Source organism: Pseudomonas sp. P4_B4 (assembly GCF_056402255.1).
The window spans coordinates 324,998-346,784 of sequence record NZ_JBFUHS010000001.1; the positions used below are offsets into that span (position 1 = coordinate 324,998).

At 61.6% G+C, this 21,787-nt stretch carries 16 protein-coding genes; 6 read left to right on the forward strand and 10 right to left on the reverse strand.

From position 1 onward, the window contains the following. Positions 1-136: 136 nt before the first annotated feature. From AC1DVE_RS01550 to hflK (AC1DVE_RS01565), 4 genes are read right to left on the reverse strand one after another with little or no spacing between them, the layout of a single operon-like run. Positions 137-2,047 carry a cation-translocating P-type ATPase gene (locus AC1DVE_RS01550; protein WP_223455209.1) on the reverse strand — a complete coding sequence of 637 codons (1,911 nt, stop codon included), beginning with the start codon at positions 2,045-2,047 and terminating at the stop codon, positions 137-139. Further along, entirely contained in the window at positions 2,044-3,102 is a 1,059-nt protein-coding gene (hflK, locus tag AC1DVE_RS01555) for a protease modulator HflK (protein ID WP_223455207.1), read from the reverse strand. The genes AC1DVE_RS01550 and hflK (AC1DVE_RS01555) overlap by 4 nt, the downstream gene beginning before the upstream one ends. Then, positions 3,099-4,139, reverse strand: coding sequence for a protease modulator HflC (gene hflC / locus AC1DVE_RS01560; RefSeq protein ID WP_223533984.1), 1,041 nt, complete (start codon positions 4,137-4,139; stop codon positions 3,099-3,101). Before hflC ends, hflK (AC1DVE_RS01555) begins: the two co-directional genes overlap by 4 nt. Continuing rightward, on the reverse strand, positions 4,136-6,094 hold the full coding sequence (gene hflK / locus AC1DVE_RS01565; protein WP_477783675.1) for a protease modulator HflK: 1,959 nt from the start codon (positions 6,092-6,094) through the stop codon (positions 4,136-4,138). Before hflK (AC1DVE_RS01565) ends, hflC begins: the two co-directional genes overlap by 4 nt. A gap of 214 nt (positions 6,095-6,308) precedes the next feature. On the opposite strand from hflK (AC1DVE_RS01565), the gene lpdA reads away from it, so the two are divergent. After that, positions 6,309-7,709, forward strand: a complete 1,401-nt coding sequence (lpdA, locus tag AC1DVE_RS01570) for a dihydrolipoyl dehydrogenase (RefSeq protein ID WP_477783676.1) — start codon at positions 6,309-6,311, stop codon at positions 7,707-7,709. Positions 7,710-7,831: 122 nt separating this feature from the next. On the opposite strand, the gene AC1DVE_RS01575 is transcribed toward lpdA, so the two are convergent. Beyond that, positions 7,832-8,305 carry an Lrp/AsnC family transcriptional regulator gene (locus tag AC1DVE_RS01575; protein ID WP_223455199.1) on the reverse strand — a complete coding sequence of 158 codons (474 nt, stop codon included), beginning with the start codon at positions 8,303-8,305 and terminating at the stop codon, positions 7,832-7,834. 145 nt (positions 8,306-8,450) lie between these two features. On the opposite strand from AC1DVE_RS01575, the gene AC1DVE_RS01580 reads away from it, so the two are divergent. Continuing rightward, positions 8,451-9,080 carry a LysE family translocator gene (locus tag AC1DVE_RS01580; protein WP_223443659.1) on the forward strand — a complete coding sequence of 210 codons (630 nt, stop codon included), beginning with the start codon at positions 8,451-8,453 and terminating at the stop codon, positions 9,078-9,080. A gap of 3 nt (positions 9,081-9,083) precedes the next feature. On the opposite strand, the gene AC1DVE_RS01585 is transcribed toward AC1DVE_RS01580, so the two are convergent. The 5 genes from AC1DVE_RS01585 to AC1DVE_RS01605 form a co-directional block, all read right to left on the reverse strand. Beyond that, complete coding sequence (locus AC1DVE_RS01585; RefSeq protein WP_477783677.1) at positions 9,084-11,201, reverse strand: hypothetical protein; 2,118 nt, start codon at positions 11,199-11,201, stop codon at positions 9,084-9,086. Beyond that, positions 11,188-12,384, reverse strand: coding sequence for a DUF3142 domain-containing protein (locus AC1DVE_RS01590; RefSeq protein WP_223455196.1), 1,197 nt, complete (start codon positions 12,382-12,384; stop codon positions 11,188-11,190). Before AC1DVE_RS01590 ends, AC1DVE_RS01585 begins: the two co-directional genes overlap by 14 nt. Before the next feature lie 110 nt (positions 12,385-12,494). Beyond that, a complete protein-coding gene (locus AC1DVE_RS01595) occupies positions 12,495-14,525 on the reverse strand; it encodes a 2Fe-2S iron-sulfur cluster-binding protein (protein WP_223455194.1) in 2,031 nt (676 codons plus the stop codon). Between the two features lie 63 nt (positions 14,526-14,588). After that, positions 14,589-15,215, reverse strand: coding sequence for a glutathione S-transferase family protein (locus AC1DVE_RS01600; protein ID WP_223455192.1), 627 nt, complete (start codon positions 15,213-15,215; stop codon positions 14,589-14,591). Positions 15,216-15,334: 119 nt separating this feature from the next. Continuing rightward, entirely contained in the window at positions 15,335-16,237 is a 903-nt protein-coding gene (locus AC1DVE_RS01605; RefSeq protein WP_223455190.1) for a LysR family transcriptional regulator, read from the reverse strand. 584 nt (positions 16,238-16,821) lie between these two features. Between AC1DVE_RS01605 and AC1DVE_RS01610 the strand changes: the two genes are divergently transcribed. Genes AC1DVE_RS01610 through AC1DVE_RS01625 form a run of 4 tightly spaced genes read left to right on the forward strand, consistent with a single transcriptional unit; the run spans position 16,822 to position 21,658 of the window. Then, complete coding sequence (locus AC1DVE_RS01610; protein WP_223455188.1) at positions 16,822-17,979, forward strand: AI-2E family transporter; 1,158 nt, start codon at positions 16,822-16,824, stop codon at positions 17,977-17,979. A gap of 14 nt (positions 17,980-17,993) precedes the next feature. After that, positions 17,994-19,505, forward strand: coding sequence for an efflux transporter outer membrane subunit (locus tag AC1DVE_RS01615; RefSeq protein ID WP_223455186.1), 1,512 nt, complete (start codon positions 17,994-17,996; stop codon positions 19,503-19,505). Then, positions 19,498-20,616 carry an HlyD family secretion protein gene (locus AC1DVE_RS01620; RefSeq protein ID WP_223455184.1) on the forward strand — a complete coding sequence of 373 codons (1,119 nt, stop codon included), beginning with the start codon at positions 19,498-19,500 and terminating at the stop codon, positions 20,614-20,616. The genes AC1DVE_RS01615 and AC1DVE_RS01620 overlap by 8 nt, the downstream gene beginning before the upstream one ends. Further along, positions 20,606-21,658: a DUF2955 domain-containing protein gene (locus tag AC1DVE_RS01625; protein ID WP_223455182.1), complete on the forward strand. Its 1,053-nt coding sequence runs from the start codon at positions 20,606-20,608 to the stop codon at positions 21,656-21,658. Before AC1DVE_RS01620 ends, AC1DVE_RS01625 begins: the two co-directional genes overlap by 11 nt. Positions 21,659-21,787: the final 129 nt, after the last annotated feature.

The window sequence follows — 21,787 nt, forward strand, 5'->3', positions numbered from 1 at the left end:
TTCAATGATTCGCGACGCCTACACCTGCCGCCGCGAACGCACAAAATGATGTGCCCTCATCTCCAATGACTACGAACCGGGCGCACAGTTCTAAAAAGTTTAAGCCCCGTGATTACCCGATTTAGAGCATTCGCCTTCAGGTTTCGTCCTTGAGCTTGAGCAACGGCTCCTGGAACCGCAGCAAACGACCGGCATTGCCCAACACCAACAAGGTGCTGAGGTTATGCAGCAGCGCCGCAATCATCGCCCCGGCAGCGCCGAGCCAGCCGAACGCGGCGAAGGCCACGATCGCCAGGGTCCAGCCCAATCCGATGATCACATTGACCTGCAACGTCTGGCGGCACTGACGACTCAGGCGCACGCAGGTGCCGAGGCGGCGCAGGTCACTGCCGATCAGCACAATGTCAGCCGATGCCAGGGCGATGTCCGCACCGCCCGCGCCCATGGCCACACCCACCACGCCAGCCTTGAGGGCCAGAGAGTCGTTGATGCCATCGCCGACCACCATCGGCCGAAAGCCGCTGTCGATTTCCTTGAGCACGCGGTTCAGTTTGTCTTCGGGCAGGGCTTGCGCTTCGACGTCACTGATTCCGACATCCCGGGCGAGCGTTTGTGCGACGCTGTGCCGGTCACCGGTGAGCAACAACTGGCGACCCAACCCGAGGTCGCGCAACTCACCCAAGGCAAATTGCGCCTCGGGTTTGACGCTGTCGGCCAACAACAGCCAGGCGAGAAATTCACCGTTGAGCGCCAGCCCGGCAATCGGACCGTCGTGATCGGGAACCGTCGTTGTGCTGATGCCCAGTTGCGCAAACAACTCCGGCCGACCGAGCGCCGCTTCGCCCTGCTCGGTCATCGCCACCACACCCAGGCCCTGGCGCTCATGAATGTCAGAAAGCAGCAGGAAATGCTCCTGGGTCACCAACCCCGCAAGCGCACGGCTTACCGGGTGACTGCTGGCCGAGCCGAGGCTGGCGGCGAGCGTCAGGACATGACTGCGATCCTCAAGCGGACTGTCGATGGATTGCAGGCGCAAGGTGCCGAAAGTCAGCGTCCCGGTCTTGTCGACTACCAGCGAAGTCAGGTCCGCCAACTCTTCAAGGAACGCAGAACTGCGGATCAGAATCCCGTGGCGTGCCGCCACCGCCACCCCGGCTATCGCCGTGGCCGGTGCCGACAACACCAACGCACAAGGACAGGCCGCCACCAATACCGCGAGCATCGCTTGAGCGTTGTTGGTGATGAACCAGGTCACGGCAGCCAACAGCAACACCAGCACCATATAGCTGCCGGCGTAACGCTCCAGCAAACGAGTGATCGGCGGTTTCGAGCGCTCGGCGTTTTGCATCAGGGCGATGACTTTGCCGAGGGTCGACTCCTGGCCGGTACGGGTCACTTCGATTCGCAGCAGACCGTCGAGGTTGATCGCGCCACCAAACACCGACATGCCGACGCCCGCCTCCATCGGTACTGATTCGCCGGTAATGGAGGCGGTGTCCAGACTGGCCTGGCCGGATAACACCCGACCATCCGCCGGCACCCGGTCCCCGGCGCGGACCTCGACCAGGTCGCCGGCCTTGAGCGTACCGTTGTCGACTTCGATGATCGTGCCGTCCGCCTGAATCTTGCGCGCATGGCTGCGGGTCAGTTTGCCGAGGGCGTGAATCGCCTCCTGGGAACCGATCACGCTGCGCTCCTCCAGCACGTGACCGAAGATCATGATGATCGGCAACAGAGCCGCCGTCAGCAGATCCCCGGTGGCCCAGGCACCCAGCATGGCCAGGGCAATCAATTGATCGGTGATGCCGTGCAGGCTTGGATATCGCAGGCTGTACCAAGCCGAACGCATGACCGGTATGGCGACCAGCAGCGAGGCAAAACCCAGCAGCAGCTGACTGACGCCAGTCTGCTCCGGCGCCAGCCAACGCCAGATCAAGCCCAGCGCGAGCAGGCCCAATGCGAGCATGGCCAGGGTCAGTTGGCGCGCGGCGCTACGTTGTTCTGCCGAAGACAACATGCTCGGCGCGGTGGCGGTTTGCGCAGTCATTGTGCAGCTCCCTGAATGATCAGGCGGGAATCGTCTTTGGGATTGACCGTCGTGACCGAACCGGCCTGCCCGAGAATTTTCGGCAACCGCTCGCGATAAATGCGCAGCAGCATTTGCGGGTCAGTGCCCTGTTGTTGCGCCTTGGCCAGGCTCAACACAGTGGCCGTGTCGGTGGATGCTTTGGCCAGTCGTTCACTGGCTTGGGCACGGGCAATTTGTAGTGTTCTGTCGCCTTGCTCGTTGGCGGTTTGCGTCAGTTTTTCGGCTTCGGTACGCGCATTGGCCACGGCTTTGTCGGCCTGCTGACTGGCTGTCAGGACTGCATTGAAGGCATTGACCGCCGGGCTTGGCAGACTCGATTGCACATCTACACGCGCCACTTCGATTCCCAGTCCCTGCCCCGTCGCGGTGAGCTCGGCAAGACGCTGGTTGATGCCCTGCACCAGATCGCCTCGCAAGCGCTCGCGTCTTTCAGCCGCCTGACTGTCAGCGCCGATCAGCTCTGGCCGGGCGACCAGGATAGTGTCCAGATCGCGAGCGGCGGTGAGCGCCACAGCGCTGCGGGTGACTAACCGATCCAGTGCGGGCAACACATGTTCGCCTTGAAGCACGAACGCGTAAGGTTCGGTGACTTTATAGAAAACCCGGACATCCAGTTGCACCACCCCGGCATCACCGGTCAGCAGATAACCTGAGCCAGCGAGGGCATCGCTGATGGGCGTGGCAAAACTGGCCACGCGATCTGCCTGTATCGCGGCACCACTGCGCAACAGGTTGTCCACTCGACGCTCAATCACCCGATCCGCCGCCGGCAACAAAATCACCTGCTCGAACGGTTGCGGCCAGGCCAATAACAGCCCGGCATTCTGAATGCGATCCAGCGCACCGAAATGCAAAACCACCGCGCGATTTTGCGGATCAATCTGCCGCACATTGGAAAACGCCCACGCCAACGCCGCCAACACTGTCACCGCGTACAGGGCGATAAACGCCAAGCGCCCGGCCTGAATCCAGGGGCTGCTCAACTCATTTGTTCCACGTGGAACCAAACTCATGGCTGCGATCCGGACTTGTTGTCGAGGCTCGGCGGACCTTCAACCAACACCCGAAACGGTGCGGCATCGGTGCGCAGAATCAGCTTGGTTCCCGGCGTTACCACCGTGCCCAAGGTGTCGAGCGAGCGCAGCAGGTTGTAGAGCTGCGGCGACTCCGCGTAGGCGCGGCCGTAAATCTGCGCCGCTTCGACGCGCGATTGCGCTTCGATATCTGCCGCTTTCACTGTGGCATCGGCCTGCACAATTCGCGCATCACGCTCGGCGGCGGAACGAATTTGCGCGGCCTCGCGCTTGCCGATCGCCGTGCGCTCAGTGGCGATGGTTTCACGCTCGGCGCGCATCCGGTCGACCGTCGCAGTGAGCGTCACCGAAGGCAGCGTCAATCGTTCGATACCGACCTGCAATACACGCACGCCATAAGTGGCGAGCAACTGCTGATCGATTTGCTTGCGCAGTTGCGCTTCAAATTCGGCGATGCGCACCTGGCTGGCATCGGTATTGACCAGGTTCGCCAAATCAAAACTGCTGGCGGTGGTTTCCAGTGCGGAGCCGACAAAGGTACGAATCTGCCGCGCGGCTTCATCGGGCTGGTTCTGCACCGCGCGCATGAAACGTTGCACATTGTCCGGATCGCCCTGCACCTGCCACGCCACGTAGGCTTGAACGATGATGCGCAAACCGTCCCGCGTGCCCACATCCTGCAAACCGCTGGACGTGGTACGCAGCCGCAGATCCACCGGGATCGCCGCTTCGAACGGTGCCGGCCAGCGCCAACCCAGTCCCGGTTCCAGCAAGACTCGCGATGGGTTGCCGAAGCGCGTGATCACAGTGGCTTCACCCGAACGCACCTGCACCAGGCTTGCGGCGGCGACCGCAAACGCCACCAGCAATGCCGCCCACCCCATCCGACGCCATGGGAATGGACCGGCCTCCTGCGGATCGCCGTGATGATGGTGATGGCCGTGGTGATGATGCCCGCCATGGCCGTGATCGTGTCCGCCGTGGTCATCGTGATTGTGCGTATGGGACTGGCTCAATTGGCAGCTCCTGGCTGAGCGGTTTTACGCGACGGCGCAGGGTCAACCGGCAGCGTGAAAGTACGGAGGTCGATGGTTGGCGCATTGCTGCTGCCACCCAGACGATGATCGAGCACCAGCAATTTGGCGTTGGCCAAACCCTGGGACAACTGACTGAAATACTGCTCCAGCACGAAGGCCTGGCCAGCGCTGGCGTAGGCTTTCTGTTCGGCGTTGAATTTCAGGTCCGCGGCCTGGGCGCCAGCGTTGATCTCACGGGCGCTGGCCGTCGCCTGATCGCGGGCGATGCTGGCCTGCAACTGCGCCTGGTTGGTGGCCTCGGCAGCGGCGCCACGTTCACGGGCGATCAAGGCTTGCGCGCCAATCTGCGCCGCTTGCACGCCGTGATAGGCGTTGGCGGCACCAGCTGGAGGGTGAATCGCCTCGACCACCGTGGCGAGAATTTCCACGCCGCTGTCGAGTTTTTGCAAGTCATCCTGGACGGCGCGGCCGATTTCTTCGGCCAGCCCTACCCTGTCCTCGCCAAGCAAACCGTCGAGGGTGCGCGAGGCGAAGTCGTGAACCAGGATTCGGCTGGCGGTGCTGCGAATCAACATCGGCACATCGGCACTGTTATAGGTCGCGGCCAACGCCGCCTCATCGCTCAGACCGATCCGATAGACGAAGCGCACGTCCATATTGACGATCTGAAAGCTCTGCTTGTCGGCTCGGCTGCTGGCGATCACCTGGGAATTGTCGTTCACATGGCTGGCGTCCCACAGACGATTGGCAATTGCCGGGGTCGGGCCTTCAGCGGGGTCGGCCTGAATGGGGGCTGTGGTTTCGCCAACACTGGTGGCCAACTCGTGTACCACGCCATTCTCGACGCTCAACACCCGGCCCAATGGCCAAGGCAAACCCATATGCAAACCTGGGCTGAACACCTCCACTGGCTTACCGAATCGTTCGTAGATGCCACGCCCTTGCAGGGCAATTTCGTGAATGCCGGTCAGCGACCAGCCAACCAGCGACACCACCGCCAGCACCGGCAGGAACGCCCGACGCATGTAAGTGAAGGCCCAGATCTGCCGCAGATCGATGCCGAAGCGGTTATGCAATTCGTGCTGCAACGCCAGCAATGGCTGTGGTGGCCAGCGCAGCATGTCAGCGACAAAACTGCGCGCCAACAACTCTGGCTCAAGGCGGTCGCGGCGTGGGCTGAACAATGACAACACCGCGCGCAGCAACAGTTCTGCCGCCACCAGCCCCGGCAGCAGTCCGATCAACACCGCCAAGCGTACAGGCCATACCGAGGTTTCATCGGCAAACAACAGACAAAAAGCACCGAGTACCAGGCTGATGATCGCCACACGGATCAATTGCGCCAACGTAGCGGCTTCAGGCCATTGCGCGGTGTTTTCCTGGGCCAGATGGCGCTCCATCACCAACAGGCCGAACGCCAACAGCAAGGAGCACGCTGCCCCGACAGTGGCCGACAGGCCCAGCGCTGCCGGGGGTAACGTGAGGTTCCAGGCTTGTTCCACGCCCAATACCGCCAACAATGTCCAGCCGCCAAGCCACAGCGTCGGCGTGCCGATTTGCCCGAGCAAGTGCTGCGATTGCCGGCCGATCCGGTCCAGCAAGCGTTCATACCACCCCGAAGGCACGACAGATTCGTCGACAACGACCTGCGTCACCACGGGATTCATGGCGCGGGCTCGCCACTGGGCTACCCACCAGGCCGATTGCGAACCCGCCATCAACACCACAGACGCCGCGCTCAGGTTCAGCAACAACGCTGGCCACAGTGTTTGCGACGAAAACAGTCCGGCAAAAAACGCCAGCAGCACACCCACCGTCGCGAATACGCCCGCGCCGATGGCGAACTGGCGCAAACGCCGCCCTTGAATGAACGCCTGCTGAAAGCGCGGCAACCCGGCTAACGGCGTTTCATCAACATCGAGATCGACTTGCATACCACCCCAGAGTGTCTTCGCTTACAGGACAATTCGTTACGATATAACGAAAATGGTGAAATTTCCGTATTCAAGCGCGCTATCTAAAGATGCCCATCCTGTCGCTTACCTGAAGCCTTGACCGAAATGCGACACAACGCACATATTACGTTCGTAATTTTATCCAGGAACTACGTTTACCCATCCTTTCCCCTTTCGATCCAGGAGTACATCCATGAGCACTTATGACGTCGTGATACTCGGCGGTGGCCCCGGCGGTTACAACGCGGCGATCCGCGCCGGACAACTGGGTCTGAAAGCCGCCTGCGTGGAAGGACGTGCCACACTCGGCGGCACTTGCCTGAACGTCGGCTGCATGCCATCCAAGGCGTTGCTGCATGCCTCCGAACTGTACGACGCGGCCATGGGTGCGGAATTCGCCAACCTGGGGATCGATGTCAAACCCAGCCTCAACCTCGCCCAGATGATGAAACAAAAGGATGAAAGCGTTACCGGGCTGACCAAGGGCATCGAGTTTCTTTTCCGCAAGAACAAAGTCGACTGGATCAAAGGCTGGGGCCACATCGACGGGCCGGGCAAAGTCACGGTGACCGATAGCGCCGGCGGCAAGACCGAACTGAGCGCCAAGGACATCATCATCGCCACAGGTTCCGAGCCCACGCCCCTGCCCGGCGTAGATATCGATAACAAACGCATCCTCGATTCCACAGGCGCCCTGGCGCTGAGCGAGGTGCCCAAGCATCTGGTGGTGATCGGCGCCGGCGTAATCGGCCTGGAACTGGGTTCGGTATGGCGACGCCTTGGGGCGCAGGTAACGGTGGTCGAGTTTCTCGACCGGATCTGCCCCGGCGTGGACATCGAAGCCGGCAAAACCCTGCAACGCTCCCTGAGCAAGCAAGGCTTGAGTTTCAAGTTGAGTTCAAAAGTGACCAGCGCCACCAGCTCCGCCAATGGCGTTCAGCTCAGCATCGAGCCAGCCGCTGGCGGTGCCGCCGAGTTGCTGGAAGCCGATTACGTGCTGGTGGCCATCGGGCGCCGACCTTATACACAGGGCCTGGGCCTGGAGAACGTCGGCCTCGCCACGGACAAGCGCGGCATGCTCGCCAACAAAGGGCATCGCACCGAAGCCGCCGGGGTCTGGGTGATTGGTGACGTAACCTCGGGTCCCATGCTCGCCCACAAGGCCGAGGACGAAGCCATGGCCTGCGTCGAGCAGATCGTAGGCAAAGCCGGCGAGGTCAACTACGACCTGATCCCCAGCGTGGTCTACACCAAGCCGGAACTGGCCAGCGTCGGCAAGACCGAAGAGCAACTCAAGGCTGAAGGCCGGGCGTACAAGGTCGGCAAGTTTCCCTTCACCGCCAACAGTCGGGCGAAGATCAACCACGAAACCGAAGGCTTCGCCAAAGTGCTGGCCGATGAGCGCACGGACGAAGTCCTCGGTGTGCATCTGGTTGGCCCGAGCGTCAGTGAAATGATTGGCGAATATTGCGTGGCCATGGAGTTCAGCGCCTCGGCCGAAGACATCGCCCTGACCTGCCACCCACACCCGACCCGCTCCGAGGCCTTGCGCCAGGCGGCGATGAATGTGGAGGGGATGGCGACGCAGATGTAAGGCAAAGGACTGGCGGTGACGGGGCCACCGCCCTCGCGAGCAAGCCCGCTCCCACATTGGTTTTGTGAACTCCACAGATCAACTGTGGGAGCGGGCTTTCTCGCGAAGGCAGGCGACTCGGTTCAGAGCGGCAAATGCTCCAGCGGCAACGACCCAGGGGCCTTCACCGTATGAATCGCAAAGTTGCTGCGAATGTCGCTCACCCCCGGCAGCTTCAGCAAACGCCCGGTGAGAAAGCGGTCATAGGCGCGCAAGTCCGGCACCACCACCTGCAGCAGAAAATCCGACTCCCCTGACACCAGAAACGCCGAAATCACTTCCGGCAATGCCGTCACCGCCTGGCGAAAGGCTTCGGCTTGTTCGTCGTTATGACGCTCGACCTTGACCCCGACAAACACCGTCAGCCCCAACCCCACTTCATCGCGATCAAGATTGGCCTGGTAGCCGCGAATAACCCCCGCCTCTTCAAGCATCCGCACCCGGCGCAAGCATGGCGATGCCGACAGGCCAATCTCGTCTGCCAGTTGCACATTGCTCAGGCGGCCATCCCGTTGCAGCGCGGCGAGAATCTTGCGGTCGTAGGCGTCGAGTTTCATGGTTTGGCAGATCCTGATGGTTCAAGCTTGATTAAGTGGCAGGTTATGCCAATACACGTCCTGATAGAAGCTGACAACGCAAGCACCTGCCCCGCCCTCCAGCCCTAGACTGGTACGACCAAATCGACAACGAACGGGGTGCAACATGCAAGGTCTCTGGCTGTTTTTCATGGCACTGGCAGTGGTCTACCTGTTGCCGGGGCCCGACATGATCCTGCTGTTGCAGACCGGTGCCCGCCAGGGCAAAGGCGCCGCGCTGGCCACGGCCGTGGGCCTGGGCATCGCCCGGGGTTGCCATGTGGCATTGGCGGCGCTGGGGCTGGCGGCACTGTTCAAGGCGGCGCCCTGGACCTTCGACGTGGTGCGCCTGGCCGGTGCCGCGTATCTGCTGTGGATCGGCATTCAGTGCCTGCGAACCACGATGCTGCCGAGCCTCACCAGCGCCGACGCAACCGGCGAAAAACCACGCTGGGGTGCAGCCATCCGACGCGGACTGCTGACCAACCTGCTCAACCCCAAGGCACTGCTGTTCTGCTCGGTGCTCCTGCCGCAATTCATCAACCCACAGGCCGGGCCGGTGCTCGGGCAATTTGCGACGTTGGGCGTGGTGCTGGTCGGTGTCGGTTTGCTGTTCGACAGCGCCTACGCTTTGATCGGCGCGGCACTCGGCCGTTGGCTGCAACGCAGCCCCTCAGCCCAGCGCCTGCAACAATGGTTGTTCGGCAGCCTGTTGATCGGTTTCGCCGTACGGCTGACCTTTGTGCAACAGGCTTGAACCTCACTGCGCCTTGCGGCGGCGACGCTTGAACATCAACAGCGCGGCTGCCGCGAACGCCACCACGCTACCGATCTGTAACGGCGTCTTGTACGGCCGCAAGGCCGAACGCGCAGCATCGGTAACTTGGGTCACGTAGCGTTTGTCGGCGTTCTCGAAGTCGGGGTACGGGCACTGGTGGCCGAAATCGGCGGCCCATTCCACGTAAGGCCCTTCTTTGACATAACGCTGATAAATCGCACTTTGCTCCTCAAGGCTGCTGTTCCACCCCGACGCCTCGCACAGCACTGCCGCAAACGCCTGGCTGGTGTGAGGCAAGTTATCCACCGCCTTGCTCGCCAGCGCCGTGGCCACGAAACGATAGTGATAACGCTGATCTGGCTGGGCAGCGCTGGCCTGCTGGCGCTTCACTTCGTCCTCGGCCACCAGCGGACCGACCTTGAGTTCGTCGTTTGCCAGGGTGAAGTTACCGCCGAGCGTGGCGTAATCCGGCGCCATTTCGTAGCCCAGGATGTCCATGCCCCACTCGCGGGCCGTCCAGGCCGCATTGAACAGCGCAGCGGCGCGACGGGTTGGCCACCAGGCTGAATCAGCCGCCAGACGTTGCTCGCCATAAAATCTCGCCTTGTGCCGCAAGCCATCATTGTCGAAGTATGCCGGTGCCTCCTCGTAATGCCCCTCGCGCAACAAACGCCGACCCAGCAGATTGCGCAGGCTCGCCGCCACCGGCAATGGCACGTAGTTGTCGCGGTCCAGCTGGCTGAGCGGCGGCGGTGCCGGTACTTGAGTGTCGACGTAGTGCTTGAGTTCTTCGAGGGTCAACACGCGCTCGGCAACGGTGGCGGCGTCGAACCAGTAAATGCTTTGGCTGCGATACAGCTGATCGAAGGCTTGCAAGTAATCCCCGCGTTGCAGGGCCAGGATCGCACTTTCACCCTCGACCCGGCATTTGGGCTGAAGCGTTTCGTAATCGTAGTCTGGGGTCCGTCGCTCGCCCCAGGATTCATTCTGCGGGAAGGCCTGGGCCGCTTTGGCGTAGGCTGCGGCGGCCGCAGTTTTATCACCGTCGCGCACCGCCAGTTTTGCCCGCAGCCACCAAGCCAAACCGCCATCGCCGGCATGTTCGAGGAAAGCCTTGGCACTGGCGTAATCGCCCTGTTGATAATTCATCGCCGCCAGGCGGTCGGCGTTTTCGAGACTGCCACGGGTACTGTTTTGCAGCAGCTTGATCATTTTTTGTTCGTTAGGCGGTTGATCGCCGAACGACCAACCCAACCGGCTGATCAGCGATGCGGTCACCAATTGCTGCACGGGCTGGCCCTTGAGCAACTCGGCCACTTGATCCTCCGGCAGTGTCATCAGGTCCGCCATCAATAGCTTCAGCGATTCGTAGCCCACCGCGGAGCCGTGCAGATTTTGCGTGGCGTACAGCTCGATGGCGCGGTTCCAGTCGCCGGCGGTGCGCACCACCCGGGCTTCTTCGCCGAGGCTGGCGACACCCAGTTCCAGTGGATCGCTGAAGCCGTCGATGCTCAGTTGCCGGGCTTGCTCGAAGGCCTTGCGGGATTGTTCGAGCAGATCCGGAGCCGCATCGGCTTCGACGCTCATGGCGAACAACGCGCGCCCCAGCGAGTAAGCCGCCCAGGTGCTGCGCGAGGCCCGTTGCTCGGCGGGCAAGGCCAGCACTTTCTTGAAATACCCGGCGGCCAAGGCAGGATCACCCGCGCCAAATGCCACAGCGCCGGCCAGGTACAACCTGAGCTCAGGCGGCAGTTGCGCCCCTTCGGTTTCAACCTGACGGGCATCCGTCAGGCTGCGCAGGTGTTTCACCAACACCTGTTGCTCAGCGGAAAGTCCCGCCTGCTCGGCTTGATCGCGCAGCGCTACAAGGTCAGGTTCATCACTGTTGTCGGCGCCAGCTGTGACGTTCTTCAAGCCGTTGATGGCGTGGCCGAGGCGGCTGATTTCGAAGCTGAAGTTGCCTTCCGGCAGTTCCGCCAGCGACTGTCCACGGTTATCCAGCAGGCGCATGGGGAAGTCCGGGCCGCAGGCCAGCGCCGAACCCAGCGGCAGGCTGAGGCTCAGGCAAAGCAAATGACGCGGCCAGTTACGGGTGAACATTCGAACCTCCTTGATCAATGTGTGCGCAGCGAGCCCAACCAATGGCACGCTGTCCGCCGGCCGGTATTCGGCCATCGCGCAGGCGGGTGAAGGTAAGCAGATCCGGACGCTGTTGCAACGCGTAACCGGCCAAGGCATCGGCCCCCTCACAGCCACTGACCGCCAACGTCAGGCGTTCGGGCCAGGGGCGATCGAGGTTGCCCTGGTTGCTGATGCCGATGTCATAGAGGCCATTGTCGGCCGAGAGTTTCAGGTTCAATTGACTGTCGAGGACATCACCACGCGCCACGGCGCGCAAGGTGGTCAAGCTCCAGGCCCGACGGTCGTTGGCCAATGGCAAACGAAACCAGATCAGGCCCGCCAGATGTGTCGGTGGATCGGCCCGCAGCTCGGTACCGAGGGTGCGCAACGACTGCGGATCGGCGAGCAACTCCCGGCGCAGGCCTTCGCGCTCCAGCGTCACTTCGCTTTCCACAACAGGCGCGCCGCCCGCCGACGGCAGCAACGCCACGCCATAGGCCGGCAGCGCCAGATAGAAAGGTTTTGTCGTGATGCGGCTCCAGGCCTTCGCCCATTGCCGGGCCTGATCGGCATCAAACAAGCCGCGACGCGGATCGCTCACCGCGTGCACCTGCAGCACGCTGCTGTCGACTGTGGATAACAACGCCGGCAATTCGCGACTGTCGAGCCAGGACGGCAACGCGGTGATGCTCAACGGCAGCGACGTCGGCAGCGCTTCACGCAAATGCGCGAGAAATTGGCGGTAGGCCGGTAGCCGAGCGTTTCCGGCGTCGTGGTCGATTTCCACGCCAGCGAGGTTCACCCCCTGCCCCTGCCAATCGATGATCACCTGCCGAATTTGCGCTGAGATCTCATCTTGATCCAGCCCCTTGAGCTGCCCATCCAGGCGAATCACCGCAATCACCGGCCGGCCATCACGCTTGAGCAACAGCGAATCCACTCGGGCTCGGCTCCAGCCCGCGTTGGGGAAAGCCTGCAAGGCCAGCACCCGCAACGTCGAAAAATCGGCGCGGCTGTCCCGGAGGGCGGCGTCGTGGGCCGGCGTCCACTGCCGCTGCCAGACGTAAAGCTGTTGATCCAGCGGCGGTGCATCCTGTCTTTCACATCCGGTGGTGAGCGCCAGCGCCATCAGCAAGACCATCGAGCGAGTGAAAAAAACCATTGAAACGCCTGTTCCTGAAATGCAGAAAGGGCCTGTGCGGCCCTTTTTCGTTCTGCTCACTACCCTACCCAGCCATCGACCGCCGAGCAATGTTCACCAGCAATCTTCCTTCAAATATCGAGTACCAACGGCTGCGCCCCCTGCGCCGGAATCGCACAGCAAATCAGCACCTGTCCGTCATCCGGCACCTCCGCTGGCGGCAGTGGGTAATGCACCTGACCGCTGATCAAGCGCGTCTTGCAGGTGCCGCAGGAGCCGCCGCGACAACTGAATTCCGGACGCAGACCACGGCTTTCTGCCAACTCCAGCAAGCTGCCGCCCTCCGGTTGCCAGCGCGCCTCCTTGGCCGAGCGCTGGAACACCACGGGCACGGACGTAGTGGCGGCTGGCGGTTGCTCGATCACCACCGCATCGGGGTCCGGTCGCCGGCGCAAGGTGGACGGGCCGAAGGTTTCCGCGTGAATCCGCGAATCGCGAATGTCCAACTCGCGCAAGCCGTCGTACAGCGCCTGGGTAAAACTCCCGGGACCACAGACGACAAAATCCAGCTGATCGTAGTCCTCGACTGTCAGCAGATCCTTGAGCAGCGCGACGTCGATCCGTCCACTGAGGTCGAAGTCCTCTCCTTGTACCGCCTCGGGTTCCGGTTGACTGAGTAAGCGCACCACCCGCACCGCGTCCCCGGCATCCTCAAGCAAGCGATCCAGCTCCCGGCGAAACGGCTGGTCGGCCAACGTGCGTGAACTCTGGATGAACCATGTCGGCCGGATACGGCGGGTGCGCAATCCCTGGTAAACCACTTCCCGCAGCATCGACAACAGCGGCGTGATGCCGACCCCGGCCGCCAGCAACACCAAAGGCCGACGCTCATGAGGCGCCACGGTGAAATGCCCTTGCGGCGCCCGCGCCTCCAACAGGTCGCCGACACGAATCTGCTCATGCAAATATGTAGACACCCGCCCGTCACGCTTCACGCTGATGCGGAAAAAATCATCGGACGGCGCGCTCGATAAACTGTAGGTGCGGATATGCACATCGCCGTCAATGTTGAAGCGCAATGGCAAATGCTGCCCGGCCTGGAACAGTGGCAACCCGGCTCCGTCGGCGGGCTCCAGGTAAATCGAGCGAATGCTGTGGCTTTGCGCTTCAATCCGCGCCACCCGCAATGGCCGCCATTGATCACCCAGGGCCTTGGCCTGCAAACGCGCCTTGGCCTGCTCCCAAGTGCCGGTGAGCAAACTGGTGGGTGAAACACCGTCGAAGCGCCAGCGCAACGCCAGGGCGGCCGGGCGACGTACCACCTGCTCGACATCGATTGTCCACAGGCGCTCGGCCCCCTGGAACGCCTCTACCTGAGGGCCTTCCAGGATGATTTCGGTGCGTCCACTGAGCTGCAGCAAATCACCGGTATTGAAATCGATGAACAACAACCCGGCCCGGGGTTTGAGCAGCAGGTTGCCCAAGGTGTTGAAATGCAGGTTGCCGGCGAAGTCCGGAATGGTCAGGCGATTGCCTTCCACCTGTACGAAACCGGCCTGACCGCCGCGGTGAGAAACATCCACCGAGCGCTCACCGTCGACATCCACATAACTGGCAACGAAGAACGTGTCCGACTCGGCGATCATGGCTTTGGCCGTGTCATCCAGTTCGCTGAAATGCTGGGCGACACGCGTCGAGGGATCAGCCAGCGGTACCGAACGAAACTTGCGCAACTGAATGTACTGCGGACAATTGCCGAAGGACTGATCCACCGTCACCCCGAAACCATCCGTGGTCATGGCACGGACATGCCCATTGATGCGGTTGCGGCGGCGGGTGTGCAGCTCGATGCCCAACAGTCCGATGGCCGAACCGTCGCTCAACTGCGCGGGATCATCAAAGGCTGGCAAGCTGCGAAATTGCAGCAGGCCCGGTTCTGGCGAGTGGGCGAAACCGGGCTGACCTTCAAGGATACTGGCCCAGGGGTGGCCGTCGGCATCCACCGCTGCGTACAGCATGAATGGCAATTGCTGATAGAACGTGCGGTGCTGGTCCGGCATCTCGCTGCGAATCACCTTACGACCGAACGCCTCCATTCGTTCGGCAACGCCCACATGCGCCTGCAGTTGTTTCTCGCCGGCATGCCAGGGTGAACGGTCCATACGGCTGCTCCCTTGCGCCACTGGCGCAGAACGGGGCGACCCGGCAACACCGGGCCGCCAGCATCAGGCGGTTTTTTGCAGACCGGCGACGGTGCGCGGCATACCGACAAACCCCGGCAAGGCTTCGACGCGGGCCAGCCAGGCACGAATGTTGGTGTACTCGTCCAGCGACACATTGCCCTCAGGCGCGTGGGCGATGTAGCTGTAGGCGGCGACGTCGGCAATCGTCGGTTCAGTGCCGGCCAGATACGGCGTATCGGCCAGTTCGTGATCGATCACTTTGAGCACGGTATGGGCGTAGGCAATCACTTCTGCAGCGTTGTAAGGCGCGCCAAACACAGTGATCAATCTTGCCCGGGCAGGGCCGAAGGCAATCGGACCGGCAGCCACCGACAACCAGCGCTGGACCTTGGCGGCCCCTACCGGATCAGCCGGTAGCCAGCGACCGTTGCCGTACTTTTGCGCCAGATAAACCAGAATCGCGTTGGAATCGGCCAACACCACGCCCTGATCATCAATCACCGGCACCTGACCGAAAGCATTGAGCGCGAGGAACGCCGGTTGCTTGTGTTCGCCCTTGGCGAGGTCAACGAAGATCAATTCAGTCGGCAGTTTCAGCAGGGACAGCATCAACTCGACACGATGAGCGTGGCCGGAACGTGGGAAGTTGTAGAGTTTGATCGCTTGCATGGTCGACGCCTCGGGTGAGTGGTGCTGTTCAGGAGAGAGATGGGTCGTATCTTCTACTCACATCCAAAACAACAGAATCACCAGCCAACGCAATCCATTATTTCAGCAGGTGAAATAATTCAACGCTTGAGCGCCGGATGCTCGCGCAGGGTCTTCACCGCGAAATCGACAAAACTACGCACACGGGCCGGCGCCTTGCGCCCGCCCTGATAGACCACATGGATGGGCAACGGCGGCAGTTCGAAGTCGGCCAGAATGATTTCCAGCTCACCGGCGGCCACCTTGCTCGCCACTTGATAAGACAGCACCCGCGTGAACCCCAACCCCAGACAGGCTGCTGTGATGGCCGCCTGATTGGCCGTCACCACCAGTCGTGGTTCAGCCCGGACACTCAGGGTTTCGCCGCCTTCAATGAATGGCCAACTCCTGAGTTGGCCGATAGCCGAGGTCGCAATAATCGGCGCCCGGGCCAGTTCCCGGGGATGCCTGGGCCGACCATGGCTAGCCAGTAACTGTGGCGAGGCGCAGATCACCCGCCGCACCTCACCCACGCGGATCGCATGCTGGTTGCTGTCGGGGAGTTCGCCGATGCGAATCGCCACATCGACGCCCTCCTCGACCACGCTCACCACCCGGTCCACCAGCAGCGCGTTGATGCAGACCTCGGGGAATTGCGTCAGATAATTCACCATCAACGGCGTGACAAACAGCTCGCCAAACAAGACCGGTGCGGTGATGGTCAGTTGCCCACGGGGATGGATATGGCTGCCCGCTGCCGAATCCTCGGCTTCCTGCACCTCGGCGAGAATTCTCCGACAGTCCTCCAGATATCGCTGACCGGCCTCGCTCAAGTACACGCTGCGCGTGGTACGTGTGAGCAATTGTGTGCCAATCCGCTTCTCCAGCGCCGCCACCGCTCGGGTCACGCTGGCCGCCGACAGACCCAAACGCCGCGCCGCCGCCGAAAAACCCTGCTCCTTGGCGACAGCAGCGAAGACCTGCATTTCCTGGAAGCGGTCCATGGGACTGTCCTCATTTCAGATAGATAAATCGCAACCAAAGGCCGGAATGTTAAGCGCAAATGTTCAACAACATAGTTGGACGCCTGACATCAGGTAAATCAATGGGCTACTGCACTCTAGCGCCTGCGCCGTAAAAACCAAGCGTGTCACAAACCTCAAAAAACGGACCGGGGATTATTGATAATTATTGAGGATTATTTTCTTGCGACGGGTGCGACTGTTCGCAATTATCCGGATCAGCCCGCTGCAACGGCTAATGCCCGGTAGAGAAAAAGAGCCATTGGCTCAGCTTCCAAACCGTTTCCAGGCAAGGGCTCGTCAGCGGTATCTATCAACTGCGGCAGAATTCCAGCCTGCATAAACAGGCGGAATATACGACTGCTCCTATACTACAAACCACCCTGTTACCTATTGAGTATTTGGTAGGTACCTCGTTGAAATTTTCCCTACTTGAAGTAAGGCGTTATTGGGTTGTTAACGCTTGGACGGCTGTCCGTGGATCTTGCTTCAAGGATTCACTTAGTAGGGAAGAGTTGAACTTGAACTGGCTGGCCAACCTGTGTGACACAGCAAGGAGTTCGATAATGTTGCGCACTAACATTTCCGCTAGAGCACTGTCCGGTGGTTTGCTCGACGTACTGATTCGCGCCGGGCTGATTACGGTGCTGGTACTGTTCTGCTTCCAGATCTTCCACCCCTTCCTCAACCTCATGCTCTGGGCAATGATTCTGGCCATCACCCTGTATCCGCTGCATGCGCTCATCAAACGCAAGCTGGTCAACAAGGACGGTCGCGCCGCCACCCTGATCGTGGTGGTCTCCCTGGCCTTGCTGATGGTGCCGATCTACTTGCTGGGCACCTCGATCAGTGAATCGGTCCAGGGCACCCTGGCGATCCTCAAGTCCGATACTATGCAGATTCCGCTCCCCAGCGAAAAAATCGCTTCCCTGCCGCTCATTGGCAAGCCGCTCTACGGCTACTGGATGCAGGCTGCCACCGACATGAGCAGCGTGGTGATGAAGGTGATGCCCTATATCAAGTCCGTCGGCCTGACCTTGTTGGGCAAAATGGCCGACGTTGGCGTGGGCTTTCTGTTGTTCATCGGCGCCCTGATCATTGCCGGCGTGCTCATGGCCTATGGCGAAAACGGCGAAAGAAGCGCCATGGCCATCACCTCGCGCCTTTCCGGTCCAGAGCGTGGCCCTCGCATTACCGAACTCTGCACTGCAACCATCCGCGCGGTCGCCCAGGGCGTGGTGGGCATCGCGTTCATTCAGATGTTGCTGGTTGGCGTGGGCTTCGTGCTCATGGGCGTCCCCGGTGCCGGGCTGCTGGCCATGGTGGCGCTGCTGATGGGGATCATGCAATTGCCGGTGCTGCTGGTGACTCTTCCGGTGATAGCGTATGTCTTCGCCACCGACGGCACCACCTTGGGCACCGTCGTGTTTGGCATCTACAGCCTGATCGCCGGGATGGCCGACAACGTCCTCAAGCCGTTGATGCTGGGTCGTGGCGTCGATGTACCCATGCCGGTGATTCTGATTGGCGCCCTCGGCGGCATGGTAAGCGGCGGCTTCATCGGTTTGTTCATCGGGCCGGTTGCGCTGGCGGTGGGCTACCAGCTGTTCTGGCAGTGGGTCCAGGACCAACCGACTGTCGAGGCAATGAACGAGACACCCGAGATCGAGGCGTTGAACGAGACACCGAAGACAGAGGCAATGAACGACCAGCGTCCTGTTTGAGGAGTTTGCGCTTGATGCCACGCCCTGCTCGCATCAGCCGGCTTCTGCTCTGTGGCACCGTCGTTCTGGGGGGCTGCGTGCAACTGGGCCCGGATTTCCAGTCGCCGGCCCAGCCCTGGGTCGATCACTGGAACAGCCCGGCCCTGGAGATCGCCGGCCAACAACACGCGCAACCTGACAGCCGCCAATGGTGGCGCGTATTCAACGACCCGGTGCTGGACCATTTGATGGCCGAAGCTGACGCCCACAACCCCGACCTGCACGTCGCTGGCCTGCGGGTCATGGAGTCCCGCGCACAATTGGGCATCGCACTGGCCGGCCGCTACCCGCAATTGCAACAGGCCAGCGCCGACAGCCTGTACCTGAACCGTAAGCAATCGGGCGGCAGCAACCCCCAGGACACGCATTTCTGGCAACACAGCGTCGGCTTCGATATCGGCTGGGAGCTGGATTTCTGGGGGCGTTTCAGCCGTGCCATCGAGTCAGCCGACGCCTCCTGGTTTGCCGCCCAGGCCAACTATGAAAATGCCTTGGTGCTGTTGCACGCGCAACTGGCGCAAAACTACTACGCCTTGCGCACCGCCGAGGCGCGCCTGGCCATCGCCCGCAGTAACGCCAAATTGCAAAAGCGCAGCTACGAGATCACCGAGCGCCTGTTCAACAGTGGGGCCGAAGCAGAACTCGACCTGCAACAAGCCAAGACCCAGTACCTGGGCACCCTGAGTACCATCCCGGATTTCGAGAGCCAGGTGGCGAGCTTGCGCAATGCGCTGTCTACCCTGATCGGCCAGCCACCCGGCTCGATCCCTGACCTCAATCGCAACACCGGCTTAGTGCCGCTGCTCGATACCGCGGTCTTGCAGGATGTGCCGGCCAACCTGCTGGTGCGGCGTCCCGATGTTCGTGCTGCCGAACTGCAAGTGGCGGCGCAATCGGCATTGATCGGTGTGGCGGAGTCCGACCTGTACCCCTCCATCAGCCTGCTGGGCAGCATCGTCTGGTCCGCCAACTCGCTCAACGCTGCACCCAATACCCTCGACTTCGTGGCCGGCCCCAGCCTGCGCTGGGATATCTTCGACCACGGCCGGATCACCAACAACGTTCGCGTGCAGGATGCGCGCTTGCAGCAATTGATCGTTATCTACCAGGACAGCGTGCGCCAGGCGGCGCGTGAGGCCGACGATGCCGCGACCGGCTTGATCAAGGCGCTGGAGCGCGACCAAATCCTCAGCGAAGCCTCGGTGGCCGCCGAACGTTCGGTAACCCTGGCCAATGCCCAGTACCGCGAAGGCTATTCCGACTTCCAGCGCGTGTTGGATGCCCAGCGGGCCCTGTTTGCCCAGCAGGATATCTACCTGGTCAACCGTGGCACCGCGGTCAACAGCCTGATCGCCCTGTACAAGGCCCTGGGCGGTGGCTGGTACAGCGACCAGCCGATGATCGACCCGGCCACCCGCCAACAGATGCAACAACGGACCGATTGGGGCGATCTGCTCGACGAACCGAAGGAAAGTGCCCATGACTGACAGCCAACAACCGGTCGACGAGAAAGCCCCGGCACCCGCCGCCGACCCTGCGAAAAAAGCGATCAACTGGGTGGTGCTGCTGATCATCCTGAGCCTGGTCTGGTACCTGATGGCCGACCGTTACACCCCCTACACGCAACAGGCACGGGTGCAGGCCTTCATTGTGCCGGTGGCCGCTGAGGTATCCGGCCGGGTGATCAAGGTGCATGTACGCAACAACCAGGACGTCAAGACCGGCGAGTTGCTGTTTGAAGTCAATCCGGAGCAGTACCAGATTGCCGTCGATCGCGCCCGCGCCGACCTTGAGTCGACCCGTCGCCAGGTGGGCGCCAACACCGCCGGCGTCGACTCCAAGCAAGCGTCCCTGCGTGCATCCCAGGCCAACGAGCTCAAGGCACGCCAAGACATCCAGCGGCTTGAACGCCTGTACAGCGAAGACCCGGGCACCATCTCGCTGCGACGCCTGGAAATATCCCGCGCCACCCTGGAAGAATCCATCAGCCAGGTCGCCGCGGCCAAGGCCGAAGTGCAACGTGCACGCGAACAACAGGGCGGTAACGAAGGCGAAAACGCCCAGTTGCTCAGCGCCGCGAGCAACCTTGAAAAGGCCGAGCTGGACTTGAGCAATACCAAGGTCCACGCGCGCTCCGCCGGCCTGATCACCGATCTGCGCACCGATGTCGGCCAGTTCGCCGCCGCCGGTGCTCCGGTGATGACCCTGATCGCCATCCACGATGTGTGGATCAGCGCCGACATGACCGAAAACAATCTGGGCGACGTCAAGCCAGGTACACCGGTGTCGATCGTTCTCGACGCGTTGCCGGGGGAGATTTTCAAAGGCCATGTGCGCAGCGTTGGCTATGGCGTCGACATCGGCCAGACCACACAGCCGGGCAGCCTGCCGAAAGTGGAGAACAGCCGCGATTGGTTGCGCCCTGCCCAGCGCTTTCCGGTCATCATCGAGTTCGAGCCCGGAGAGTTGACCGGCCCGCAAGGCATCCGGTCCGGCGGTCAGGCTGAAGTCATGGCGTTCCCGAGTGAAAGTAATCCGCTGAATATTCTGGGTCGCCTGTTCCTGCGCGTTATGAGCTGGATGTCCTATGCGTATTGAGCGTCCGGCCCGGGTTCAGCGCGCCCTGCGCCTGAGCTTCGGTACGGCGCTGTGCCTGGCGGCAAGCTTCGGCCTGGCCCTGCCCATCCCGTTCCTCTCGCCGATGCTGGCGCTGATGATGCTGGCAGCGATGAACCGGCCATTGCCGTTCAAGGCCAGCCTGGGCCTGATCCTGATCCTTATGCTGACCACCGGGACCGGCCTGCTGCTCATTCCCCTACTGCGTTACTACCCGTTCAGTGGCGTGTTGCTGGTCGGACTGTGCCTGTTCCTGGCCTTCGGTTATGGCCTGCGCGGCGGCAACCCGCTGGTGGCGACTTTCCTGGTGGTGGGCCTGACCTTGATCAGTTCGGCGGGAACCACCGAATTCGCCCTGGCGCTTGAGGTGATCGTGGCCCTGGTCAAGGGCCTGTTCCTCGCCGTCACGACGCTGACCATCAGCCATTGGCTATTTCCCGACCCCGCCAGCGCCCCTGCGGCCAAACCCGGCCCGAGCCTTACGCCAACCGAAAGCGGTTGGCTGGCGCTACGTGCCACGCTGGTGGTGCTGCCGACTTTCCTGCTGGCCATGATCGACCCGGCCAGTTACCTGCCGATCATCATGAAAGCCGTCAGCCTCGGCCAACAAAGCTGCGCGACCAGCGCCCGCACCGCCGGCCAGGAATTGCTCGGCTCGACCCTGCTCGGTGGCCTGATGGCGATTCTTTTCTGGTGTGCGCTGAGCCTGTTCGTCAACCTGTGGATGTTCTTTCTGTGGATGTTGCTGTTCGGTTTACTGGCGGCCAGAAAGCTCTATGGCCTGGCCCGGACCCGACAACCACCGAGTTTCTGGCTCAACAGCCTGGCGACCCTGATCATTCTGCTCGGCCAGTCGGTACAGGACAGTGCCGCGGGCAAGGATGTCTACACCGCCTTTGCCATCCGCATGGGCCTGTTCATTCTGGTGACCTTGTACGCCTGCGTCATGGTCCATCTGCTGGACACGCGGCGCCAGCGTCGCCATGTCGCCAAGCCGACACCTGAAGGAGGTCAGCCCGGTTAATAACACGGTACGAACCAGGAAAGTGTCTTGAATATGCTAGAAAAGCCCCCCCTCACATTCCTCGGGCCCATCCAGTTACTGTAAGAAAACTCTCTAGTCAGTGAAGGCTGCATCCGTAAAAAAAAGATT

What these genes read in the sequence shown, in the direction of transcription:
- AC1DVE_RS01550 (WP_223455209.1), bottom strand. Translation starts at nt 2,047, where the DNA reads ATGACTGCGCAAACCGCCACCGCGCCGAGCATGTTGTCTTCGGCAGAA.
- hflK (WP_223455207.1), bottom strand. Translation starts at nt 3,102, where the DNA reads ATGAGTTTGGTTCCACGTGGAACAAATGAGTTGAGCAGCCCCTGGATT.
- hflK (WP_477783675.1), bottom strand. Translation starts at nt 6,094, where the DNA reads ATGCAAGTCGATCTCGATGTTGATGAAACGCCGTTAGCCGGGTTGCCG.
- lpdA (WP_477783676.1), top strand. Translation starts at nt 6,309, where the DNA reads ATGAGCACTTATGACGTCGTGATACTCGGCGGTGGCCCCGGCGGTTAC.
- AC1DVE_RS01575 (WP_223455199.1), bottom strand. Translation starts at nt 8,305, where the DNA reads ATGAAACTCGACGCCTACGACCGCAAGATTCTCGCCGCGCTGCAACGG.
- AC1DVE_RS01580 (WP_223443659.1), top strand. Translation starts at nt 8,451, where the DNA reads ATGCAAGGTCTCTGGCTGTTTTTCATGGCACTGGCAGTGGTCTACCTG.
- AC1DVE_RS01585 (WP_477783677.1), bottom strand. Translation starts at nt 11,201, where the DNA reads ATGTTCACCCGTAACTGGCCGCGTCATTTGCTTTGCCTGAGCCTCAGC.
- AC1DVE_RS01590 (WP_223455196.1), bottom strand. Translation starts at nt 12,384, where the DNA reads ATGGTTTTTTTCACTCGCTCGATGGTCTTGCTGATGGCGCTGGCGCTC.
- AC1DVE_RS01595 (WP_223455194.1), bottom strand. Translation starts at nt 14,525, where the DNA reads ATGGACCGTTCACCCTGGCATGCCGGCGAGAAACAACTGCAGGCGCAT.
- AC1DVE_RS01600 (WP_223455192.1), bottom strand. Translation starts at nt 15,215, where the DNA reads ATGCAAGCGATCAAACTCTACAACTTCCCACGTTCCGGCCACGCTCAT.
- AC1DVE_RS01605 (WP_223455190.1), bottom strand. Translation starts at nt 16,237, where the DNA reads ATGGACCGCTTCCAGGAAATGCAGGTCTTCGCTGCTGTCGCCAAGGAG.
- AC1DVE_RS01610 (WP_223455188.1), top strand. Translation starts at nt 16,822, where the DNA reads ATGTTGCGCACTAACATTTCCGCTAGAGCACTGTCCGGTGGTTTGCTC.
- AC1DVE_RS01615 (WP_223455186.1), top strand. Translation starts at nt 17,994, where the DNA reads ATGCCACGCCCTGCTCGCATCAGCCGGCTTCTGCTCTGTGGCACCGTC.
- AC1DVE_RS01620 (WP_223455184.1), top strand. Translation starts at nt 19,498, where the DNA reads ATGACTGACAGCCAACAACCGGTCGACGAGAAAGCCCCGGCACCCGCC.
- AC1DVE_RS01625 (WP_223455182.1), top strand. Translation starts at nt 20,606, where the DNA reads ATGCGTATTGAGCGTCCGGCCCGGGTTCAGCGCGCCCTGCGCCTGAGC.